We start from the raw sequence: 1,244 nt of genomic DNA, 5'->3' as shown, positions 1-1,244 counted from the left end.
ATGGCAAAAGAAAAGTTTGAACGCGTAAAACCGCACGTAAACGTTGGTACAATCGGCCACGTTGACCACGGTAAAACAACTCTAACAGCAGCAATCACAAACGTACTTGCGAAAGCATACGGTGGTCAAGCTAAAGACTTCGCATCAATCGATAACGCTCCAGAAGAGCGTGAGCGTGGTATCACAATCTCAACTTCACACGTTGAGTACGATACTCCAACTCGTCACTACGCACACGTAGACTGTCCAGGACACGCCGATTATGTTAAAAACATGATCACTGGTGCTGCTCAAATGGACGGCGCAATCCTAGTAGTTGCTGCGACTGACGGTCCTATGCCACAAACTCGTGAGCACATCCTACTTTCTCGTCAGGTTGGCGTACCTTACATCATCGTATTCATGAACAAATGTGACATGGTTGATGACGAAGAGCTACTTGAGCTAGTAGAAATGGAAGTTCGTGAACTTCTTTCTGAGTACGATTTCCCAGGTGACGACTTACCTCTAATCCAAGGTTCTGCTCTTAAAGCACTAGAAGGCGAAGAGCAATGGGAAGCGAAAATCATTGAACTAGCAGAAGCGCTAGATTCATACATCCCAGAGCCAGAGCGTGACATCGATAAGCCATTCATCATGCCTATCGAAGACGTATTCTCAATCCAAGGTCGTGGTACTGTTGTAACTGGCCGTGTTGAAGCTGGTATCATCAACGTGAATGACGAAGTTGAAATCGTAGGTATCAAAGAAACTACGAAGACAACTTGTACAGGTGTTGAGATGTTCCGTAAGCTTCTAGACGAAGGTCGTGCGGGTGAGAACATCGGTGCACTACTACGTGGTACTAAGCGTGAAGACGTTGAGCGTGGTCAAGTACTTTGTAAGCCTGGTTCAATCAAGCCACACACTAAATTCACTTCAGAAGTATACGTACTTTCTAAAGATGAAGGTGGTCGTCACACTCCTTTCTTCAAAGGTTACCGTCCACAGTTCTACTTCCGTACAACTGACGTAACAGGTGACGTACAGTTACCAGAAGGCGTAGAAATGGTAATGCCTGGTGACAACATCAAGATGACTGTAGAGTTAATCTGCCCAATCGCGATGGACGAAGGTTTACGCTTCGCTATCCGTGAAGGTGGCCGTACAGTTGGTGCTGGTGTTGTTGCAACTATCGTTGAGTAATATCAACAGATAGAGCTTCACAGCTTATAAAAAGGTCGCCTAGGCGGCCTTTTTTAATG

1 protein-coding gene is annotated in these 1,244 nt (G+C 45.7%); it reads left to right on the top strand.

Translation table 11 applies throughout. The features are described from left to right. Complete coding sequence (gene tuf, locus C2M33_RS10065; RefSeq protein ID WP_063702537.1) at positions 1-1,185, top strand: elongation factor Tu; 1,185 nt, start codon at positions 1-3, stop codon at positions 1,183-1,185. Positions 1,186-1,244 lie beyond the last annotated feature (59 nt).

The organism is Pseudoalteromonas sp. T1lg122 (genome assembly GCF_002964825.1).
GTDB classification, from domain to species: Bacteria; Pseudomonadota; Gammaproteobacteria; order Enterobacterales; family Alteromonadaceae; genus Pseudoalteromonas; species Pseudoalteromonas gelatinilytica.
The sequence above is the reverse complement of the archived record's forward strand: the minus strand, read 5'-3'. Positions and strand labels throughout refer to the sequence as shown.